The 8,065-nt window shown below is 60.8% G+C and carries 7 protein-coding genes and 1 riboswitch; of the genes, 3 read left to right on the plus strand and 4 right to left on the minus strand.

Annotated elements, in window-relative coordinates; all coding sequences use genetic code 11:
• Nucleotides 1-243 precede the first annotated feature (243 nt).
• The 3 genes from Q0K15_RS01535 to Q0K15_RS01545 all read right to left on the minus strand — a co-directional run bounded on the left by Q0K15_RS01535 (nucleotide 244) and on the right by Q0K15_RS01545 (nucleotide 3,402).
• The gene (locus tag Q0K15_RS01535; RefSeq protein ID WP_294511068.1) at nucleotides 244-1,551 is read right to left on the minus strand and encodes a M18 family aminopeptidase; all 1,308 of its coding nucleotides are present in this window, start codon (nucleotides 1,549-1,551) and stop codon (nucleotides 244-246) included.
• Nucleotides 1,552-1,661: 110 nt separating this feature from the next.
• Nucleotides 1,662-2,861 (minus strand): hypothetical protein, encoded by a 1,200-nt coding sequence (locus Q0K15_RS01540; RefSeq protein WP_294511071.1) that lies wholly within the window; start codon nucleotides 2,859-2,861, stop codon nucleotides 1,662-1,664.
• Nucleotides 2,851-3,402 carry an RNA polymerase sigma factor gene (locus Q0K15_RS01545; protein WP_294511074.1) on the minus strand — a complete coding sequence of 184 codons (552 nt, stop codon included), beginning with the start codon at nucleotides 3,400-3,402 and terminating at the stop codon, nucleotides 2,851-2,853. Before Q0K15_RS01545 ends, Q0K15_RS01540 begins: the two co-directional genes overlap by 11 nt.
• A gap of 215 nt (nucleotides 3,403-3,617) precedes the next feature.
• Nucleotides 3,618-3,697, plus strand: a riboswitch (ZMP/ZTP riboswitch).
• 50 nt (nucleotides 3,698-3,747) lie between these two features.
• Between Q0K15_RS01545 and pflA the strand changes: the two genes are divergently transcribed.
• Complete coding sequence (gene pflA, locus Q0K15_RS01550) at nucleotides 3,748-4,470, plus strand: pyruvate formate-lyase-activating protein (RefSeq protein ID WP_294511077.1); 723 nt, start codon at nucleotides 3,748-3,750, stop codon at nucleotides 4,468-4,470.
• A 16-nt stretch (nucleotides 4,471-4,486) separates the two neighbouring features.
• Nucleotides 4,487-6,730 (plus strand): formate C-acetyltransferase, encoded by a 2,244-nt coding sequence (gene pflB, locus Q0K15_RS01555; RefSeq protein WP_294511080.1) that lies wholly within the window; start codon nucleotides 4,487-4,489, stop codon nucleotides 6,728-6,730.
• A 153-nt stretch (nucleotides 6,731-6,883) separates the two neighbouring features.
• Here the strand turns inward: pflB and Q0K15_RS01560 are convergent, their stop codons facing one another.
• Complete coding sequence (locus Q0K15_RS01560; RefSeq protein ID WP_365932908.1) at nucleotides 6,884-7,222, minus strand: helix-turn-helix transcriptional regulator; 339 nt, start codon at nucleotides 7,220-7,222, stop codon at nucleotides 6,884-6,886.
• 289 nt (nucleotides 7,223-7,511) lie between these two features.
• Between Q0K15_RS01560 and Q0K15_RS01565 the strand changes: the two genes are divergently transcribed.
• Nucleotides 7,512-8,065, plus strand: a 554-nt coding sequence (locus Q0K15_RS01565) for a SwmB domain-containing protein (protein WP_294511086.1), incomplete at its 3' end; no start/stop codon positions are given.

Below are 8,065 nucleotides of genomic sequence, written 5' to 3' on the forward strand. Positions count from 1 at the left end.
TCTATTACGACCTCATCCCACTGCTGGAGCAGTGGGGACTGTGGACCAGTCAGGAGGCCTTCCGACCCTGGCACTCAACGCTAACCAGCCTCCTCTGCCTTGCGGCCATACCGTCGGCGGTTCTCCTTGCCGTAGGCTTCAGTGCGGTAAGACAGAGGTTGAGGCATCCCCACCGCCTACTGTTGGCCATAGTTGTACACAGCCGGCATGCCTTTCTTATCTCTGGATCTGTTTTCGGTGCTTTTATTGTACGATGTAGCTCTCATCCCCCTGCTCTAGCAGCGAGGAAGAAAACAGAGTGCGGGCCAGGCCCACTAGAGCCGCGGTATCTCCGCTACCGCAGGTCTCATAGGGGGAGTGCATGGCCAGCTGGGCGATACCCACGTCGGCCGTCTTCACCGCCACATGCTGAGCGGAAATATTGCCCAGGGTGGTCCCGCCGGGGATGTCCGAGTGATTGGTGAAGGTCTGGAGACACACCCCCACCTTTTCCGCCAGGACGCGGACCACAGCCGCGGAGACCGCATCGGTGGTGTACTTCTGGTTTCCGCTGAACTTGAGCACCACACCCCCGCCCGGCTTGGGACGGTTGACGGGGTCGCACCGGTCCCCATAGTTGGGGTGCACCCCGTGGGCGTTGTCGGCGGAGAGCATGAAGCTCTGGGGCAGCTTTTGCAGATACTCACCCGGGGTGAGCCCAAGACCCTCTGCGATTCTGCGCAGAGTGTCCTCTAGGAAAGCAGAGGCCGCCCCCTGCTTGGTGGAGGAACCGATCTCCTCGTTGTCCAGCACCACGTGGACGGGGACGCTCTTCCCCGGTGCACTCTCCAGGAATCCAGTCAACGAGGAGAAGGCGCACTGGATGTCGTCCAGACGCGGGCTGGACAGGAAGGCCCCATTGGCGCCCCAGACGCTGGGCGCCTGGCGGTTATACACGAACAGGTCATGGCTCAGGATGTCCCCGGCGTTGACGCCGCACATCTTGGCCACCGTCTCCAGCAGTGGCTCCGCATCTGCCATGCCGTAAAGAGGGAGCAGATCCCGCTGCACCTTGTACTCATGGCCACTGTTGGCGTTCCGGTCCATGTGGATGGCAAGGCTGGGAATGAGCAGCAGGTCCCGGTCCACGTTCACCAGCCGGGTAGACACCCCCCGCTCCGTCTTCACCAGGACCCGGCCCGCCACCGACAGCGGACGGTCGAACCAGGGAGCCAGCAGGGCGCCGCCGTATACTTCCACGTTGAGCTTCCGATAGGCCCCTTCCACGGTGATCTCCGGGTTCTCCTTGATCTTCAGCATGGGAGAGTCGCTGTGGCTGGCCATGATCATAAAGCCCCTAAAATCCTTCTCCGGCACCCGGAAGGCGATGATGGCCGACCCGTTCCGGGTGACGAAATATTTGCCTCCCGCCCGGATGGCCCAGTTTGCGCTCTCCAGGAGCTGCTCATAACCTGCCTCCAGCAGGCGGTTCTTCTGTGCTTCGATCACATGATAAGGGCTGGGGTTGGACTGGATGAAGTCCAGCAGCTCTTTATCGTAATTGTGTTCCATGTTTTAGTCATCCTTTCGGCCAACCAGGTTCGGCGGACCACGGCCCGCAGAGTCAGCCCAACAGGCATTATACTCCCACCATGCGACAAAGAGCAACACAGTTTCCCGTTTTAATCCTCCGGCAGGCCCGCAGCAGGAAGGGTATACTCCTTACCGCCCACGGTCACCGACCGGATGGCGCTCAGGTCCAGCGCCTGGGACAGAACGAACTGATACCGCTGCGTCCCGTCATACATGAGCACCGGCGTATTTTCTGCCGCCCACCAGCCACCGGAACCGTCCCGGGGCAGGTCCTCCACTGCCACCGCGGTGCCGTCCCGGAGGCGGAGGGTCATCCCCTCCAGAGCCTCATCGACGCCCGAGGCCCAGCTCTTGAGATAAAGGCTCCGCAGAAATCCCTCCTGGATCTCCTGTGGCAGACCCCGGGAGTTGCCCTGGATCTGACCGGCCCCGGAGGCGGCCAGCCATTCGGTGACATTCGGCGCCTCCAACACCACCTCCAACTGCCCCACGGAGATGGAGAGCCAGGTGATCCGCCCTTCCATTTCATAGTCCAAGAGCAGTGGGACGTCCTCCGGATGCAGGTTGGCAGCCAGGTCATCTGTGGTATTCACCACGGGGAGATCCACCTCACAGCGGACGGCCTGCTGCTCCACAATGGGAATGGTCACTGCTCCGTAGGTCTGTTCCGTCTGGCCGTCATGCCTGAGCTGGAGAGTGAAGCCCATCTCCTCCACTTCCTCCAACTCCTGGCTGTAGAAGGACGCCTTTACCAGGGCGGTCTGGGTCTCCTGATCGTATCCCATCTGCTCCATGAGGGAGCTGCAAGTGGACAGGGTGATCCTGCTGGGCCACCACTCGTACACCGATCTGTCCGCCGCAAGTGCCCCCGCTACATCGGGCGGCACTGGTGCAACTTCAAGATAGGCGTAGACCCGCTCCCCTGCGCACAGGGCGGCCGTCAGCTCCGCCCGGGGCTCCGTCTCCCCCGCCTCCCCGCCGGTGGTCTCGTACTCCGACCACTCCGGGACGGGCTCCGTGGTCGAGACACCCATATCTGCCCGGGCGATCTCTCGCAGGGAGTTGAGGACAGCAAAGGCGGTGGCACAGCAGAGCATTCCCACAATCGCTGCGACCAGGAGCCCCCGCAGCAGGCGGCTGCGGCGCTGAGCACATCTCTTATCCTCTTTCCCCTTGAGCATGCTCATGGTCCGTGTCCTGATCTGCCGGGCGGAAAAAGGCGTGGAGCCCTCCAGGTCCAGCCGTTCCTCCCAGTAACCGTCCATCAGGTCGAATATATCACGCTTCACCGGTCTCATCCCCTTTCGTCAGCATGGCCTTCAGCTTTTCCCTGCCCCGTCTCAGCCTGGTTTTGACCGTGGGCTCCTTGAGCTTCATTGCCTCGGCGATCTCCCGCACGGTCTGGGCATAGTAGTAGTGGCGGAGAAAGATCTCTCGGTCCGTCTCCGGCAGGGCCTCCACCGCCTGGCGGACCTGCACCCGCTCCTCCTCCCGGGTCAGTCCCTCAGTGGGGTCAGAGGAGTCCGGGAGCTCCAGGAGGTTCTCCTCCAGCGGCAGGGTCCTTCCGGCCTGGCGGAGCTTATTTCTGGCCTTGTTCCGGGCCACCGCCCCCAGCCATCCCTTCACATGGCCCGCCCGAAGGTCAGTGGCCTGATCCCAGGCCGCCAGAAACACATCGGAGACCACCTCCTCCCCATCCTCCGGCGGCATGGCGCCACGGAGAATATTCCAGACAATCACGGAGACGTAAGGCAGATAGGCCGTCATCAGCCCCTCCAGCCCGGCCGGGTCCCCTGCCCTGATCTTCCGCAGCATTGCCGCTTCTCTCATCACAAATGCTCACCTTCTCTCTCAGCTTTCATAAACAATATCACATTTTGGGTACCGTTGGTTTCATCCCTGCCGCTTTTCGTTCATTTCCTTTTTTGTTGCGATACGCACAACAAAAGAACACAGTTGACTTTGCTCTTCTGGCAAAACAGAGAAATCTATCGGCATTACTCCGCTTTCCGTTGACTTTTCGCCGGAATCTGTTGTATGTTTAATTCACATCATATGACTGACGGAAGTGGGCGGACCACATGGAGTATGATGCTTGAGATTGCCGACCGTCTGGGCACACCTAAAGGTGCCCGGACGGTCTTTTTGTATCTTCCGGGCGGAAAGGAGCACCTTTTGATCGGATACATCCACTCTGTGGAATCCATGGGGTTGGTGGACGGCCCCGGCGTGCGGGCGGTGGTATTTTTGCAGGGCTGCCCTCTGCGATGCCTCTACTGCCACAACCCCGACACCTGGACCGGCAGCGGCACCGAGTTCACCCCGGAGGTCCTCACTGCCAAGCTGCTGCGCTTCCGGCCCTATTTCTCCCGGGGCGGCGGCGTCACCTTCTCCGGTGGGGAACCCCTTTTACAGCCGGAATTTCTGGCCGAGATGCTGGAACGTCTCCACACCGCCGGGGTCCACACCTGCCTGGATACGGCAGGCGCCGGTCTGGGGGACTACGGCGCCATCCTGCGCCATACGGACCTGGTGCTCTATGATGTGAAGCACCACCAGGCCGAGGGCTACCGGAAGATCACCGGCCAGCCCATGGACCGTACCCTGGCCTTCGTGGAGGCAGTGCGGGAGGCCGGCGTCCCCATGTGGGTGCGCCACGTGGTGGTCCCCGGCCTCACCGACGGCGAAGACCATCTGGCCGCTCTAGGGGACTACATCTCCACCCTGCCCAACGTGGAGAAGGTGGAACTCCTCCCCTACCACACTATGGGGGTCCACAAATACGAGGCCCTAGGCATCCCCTACACCCTGGAGGGCGTCCCCCCCATGGACAAGACGAAACTGGAAGACTGGGAGCGGCGGCTCAACGAGCGCTGCTGCCGGAAAACCGACAAATGAGAAAGGAATGGGAGCTATGAGCATCGATGTCAACTGCACCGCCTGGAAGGGATTCCGTACCGGCGAGTGGCGTCACCTGGTCAACGTGCGCAACTTCATTCAGAAGAACTACACCCCCTATGAGGGCGGGGACGACTTTCTGGCCCCCATCTCCCCCAAGACCGCCAAGGTGTGGGAGAAGGCCGAGGCCCTGATTCTGGAGGAGATCAAGAAGGGCATCATCGACGTGGAGACCGACGTGGTCTCCGGCATCGACAACTTCGCCCCTGGCTACATCGACCAGGAGAACGAGGTCATTGTGGGCCTCCAGACCGACGCCCCCTTAAAGCGCATCGTCAACCCCTTCGGCGGCATCCGCAACGCCACCTCCGCCCTGGAGCAGTACGGCTACCAGCTCAACCCGGAGATCGAGCGGCACTTCCGTCTCTACCGCAAGACCCACAACGAGGGCGTGTTCGACACCTATCCCAAGCGCACCCGGGACGCCCGACACGTCGGGCTCCTCACCGGCCTGCCCGACGCCTACGGCCGGGGCCGCATCGTGGGAGACTACCGCCGGGTACCCCTTTACGGCACCGACTTCCTCATTGATGAGAAGGAAAAAGACCTGGACATGCTGGACGGCCCCATGACCGACGAGCGCATCCGCCTGCGGGAGGAGGTCCAGATGCAGATCCGGGCTTTGAAGGAGATGGCCGCCATGGCCGCCCGGTACGGCTGTGACATCACCCGTCCCGCCGAAAACGCCCGTGAGGCGGTCCAGAACCTCTATATGGCCTATCTGGCTGGCATCAAGGAGAACAACGGTGCCGCCACCTCCCTGGGCCGCGTCTCCACCTTCCTGGATATCTATCTCCAGCGGGATCTGGAAAATGGCGTTCTGGACGAGATGGGCGCCCAGGAGCTCATCGACCAGTTCGTCATCAAGCTGCGGCTGGTACGTCACCTGCGCACCCCCGAGTACAACGAGCTCTTCGGTGGCGATCCTACCTGGGTCACCGAGTCCATCGGCGGCATGGGTGTGGATGGCCGCACCCTGGTGACCAAGAGCTCCTTCCGTATGCTCCACACCCTCACCAATCTGGGCACCGCCCCCGAGCCCAACCTCACCGTCCTCTGGAGCAGATCCCTCCCCCAGGGCTTTAAGGACTACTGCTCCAAGATGAGCATTCAGACCGACTCCATCCAGTACGAGAGCGACGAGCTCATGCGGCCCATGTACGGTGACGACTACTGCATCGCCTGCTGCGTCTCCGCCATGGCGGTGGGCAAGCAGATGCAGCTCTTCGGCGCCCGGGCCAACCTGGCCAAGAGCCTCCTCTACGCCATCAACGGCGGTGTGGACGAGAAGAAAGGCGGCGTCATCATCCCCGGCATCCAGCACGACATGGACGAGGTGCTGGACTACCCCAAGGTACTGGGCAACTACAAAAAGGTGCTCTCCTATGTGGCCGAGCTCTACGTGGACACCATCAACATCATCCACTACATGCACGACAAATACGCCTACGAGAGCAGCCAGATGGCCCTCCACGACACCCTGGTGGAGCGGCTGGCCGCCTTCGGCGTGGCGGGGCTGTCCATCGCCGCAGACTCCCTCTCCGCCATCAAGTTCGCCAAGGTGAAACCCATCCGCAACGCGGCAGGGATCGCCGTGGATTTTGCCATCGAGGGGGACTTTCCCAAGTACGGCAACGACGACGACCGGGTGGACGACATCGCCGTGGAGATAGTCTCCTACTTCTCCGCCGAGCTGAAGAAGCACCCCCTCTACCGCAATGCCATCCACACCCTCTCCGCCCTCACCATCACCTCCAACGTGATGTACGGCAAGAAGACCGGCGCCACCCCCGACGGCCGCAAGGCGGGCGAGCCCTTCGCCCCCGGCGCCAATCCCATGCATGGCCGGGACAAGAACGGCGCACTGGCCTCCCTCAACTCCGTGGCCAAGATCCCCTACCGGGCGGTGTGTCAGGACGGCGTGTCCAACACCTTCTCCATCGTCCCCGAGGCCCTGGGCAAAAATGAGGTCCAGCGGAAATCCAATCTGGTATCCATCCTGGACGGCTACTTCACCCAGGGAGCCCACCACCTCAATGTGAACGTGCTCCACCGTGAGACTTTGGTGGACGCCATGGACCACCCCGAGAAGTACCCCACCCTCACCATCCGGGTCTCCGGCTACGCGGTGAACTTCAACCGTCTCTCCCGGGAACAGCAGGAGGAAGTGATCCGGCACACCTTCCACACCGCCGTCTGACGCAGTGTGCGATGCACCCCTGTCCTTCCCTTTCCCCGGTCTTTTCCCATCCCAAAATTGCAGATGACAAAAGTGCGGCTCAGGTTTTTCCTGGCCGCACTTTTTGTTTGCTCCGGTGGGTTCCATTTTCCTGAACTGGGGTATTTATACAGGTTATACCTGTCCGTCTACCATCCCCTGGGCGTAGGCGATCACCAGCTCCAGCTGATTCTGATTCAAATGCCCTGCCAGGGCCAGCAGCTTTTGCAGCTCCCGATTCTCCTCTCTTTTGTTCTGGGAAAATGACGTACAGTCCCTGACGTCTGAAAGTCCCATAATGTAATCGATACTCGCGTGAAAAAGCTTTGACATCACGAGAATCTGGGCAAAACTCGGGTAGTGAAGCTCCCGCTCATACGCGCTGACCGTCTCTTGCGAGACACCCAACTCGATGCTCAGCCGGGTCTGGGTCATGCGCAGCTCCTGGCGCAGTTCCTTGATGCGATTTCCCAATCTACTCACCTCCGTCCGGCTTTTCAAATTTTACAAGTTAATCTTGTAAAATTTAGAGGTTAATGCTATAATCCTTACAGGTTTAACCTGTATATATACGGGATGACTGGCAGATGAAGGGGGTGATGTTATATGTGGTTCACAGGGGGTATTGCAGCCAGAGGCAATCTGTCTGTATGGACCAGAGCCGGCCCTCCCAGGCGCTTCCCACCGGAAACCATGGGGCGGGGCCCTCCCTTATTTCAGAGCTCACACATTGCGTTATCTGAATAAAGGAGGAACATCCTACATGAGAAGAAAGGTTTTATCCAGTATTCTCGCCATCTGCATGATATTCTCTCTGCTGCCAACGATGGCATTGGCGGCAGATACCACCGCTCCCACTCTGTCTTCCGCCGCCATCGACGGGACCTCTCTGGTCCTCACCTATGATGAGACCCTGGACGAGAGCTCCACGCCCGATGCCTCTGACTTCACCGTCTCCGGCATTGCGGCTGGCAGCGATGTGAGCAGCGTGGCCGTCAGCGGCACCACCGTGACCCTGACCATGGCCAATGCCGCCGTCTTCAGCGACACCGTCACCATCTCCTATACTCCCGGCACCAACCCCATCCAGGACGAGGCCGGCAATCAGGCTGATTCTCTGAGCGGAGAGTCTGTCACCAACAATACCGTGGAGCCCGATACCACCGCTCCCACTCTGTCTTCCGCTACCATCGACGGGACCTCTCTGGTCCTCACCTACGACGAGACCCTGGACGAGAGCTCCACACCCGATGCCTCTGACTTCACCGTCTCCGGCATTGCGGCTGGCAGCGATGTGAGCAGCGTGGCCGTCAGCGG

This window comes from uncultured Intestinimonas sp., from assembly GCF_944387245.1.
In the GTDB taxonomy this organism is placed as follows: Bacteria; Bacillota; Clostridia; order Oscillospirales; family Oscillospiraceae; genus Intestinimonas.